The following is a 339-nucleotide window of genomic DNA, read 5'->3' on the forward strand; positions in this document are numbered from 1 at the left end:
GCGGCGGCGCCTTCCTGAACCTGCGGCACCTCGGCGCGGACTTCGTCCGGGCCCGGTTTCCCGGTATCCACACGCGCCTCCTCGGACACGGCGTGGACGCCACGCGAGACCTCGTGCCGGTGCGGCCCGCCGCGCACTACAGCATGGGCGGCGTCGTCACCGACGCGTGGGGTCGTACGGACGTGCCCGGCCTCTACGCGAGCGGGGAGGTCGCGTCCAGCGAGCTGCACGGCGCCAACCGACTCGCGAGCAACAGCCTCACCGAGGGCCTCGTGTTCGGCGCGCGCGCCGCGGAGGCCGCCGCCGCCGAACTCGCGTTCGAGGCCGCCACATGGGCCA

1 protein-coding gene is annotated in these 339 nt (G+C 74.9%); it reads left to right on the forward strand.

Translation table 11 applies throughout. From position 1 onward, the window contains the following. On the forward strand, positions 1 to 339 hold a 339-nt coding region (locus DEIPI_RS41650), incomplete at both ends, for an FAD-binding protein (RefSeq protein ID WP_245588624.1).

Origin of the sequence: Deinococcus pimensis DSM 21231 (assembly GCF_000519345.1) — a bacterium.
GTDB classification, from domain to species: Bacteria; Deinococcota; Deinococci; order Deinococcales; family Deinococcaceae; genus Deinococcus_A; species Deinococcus_A pimensis.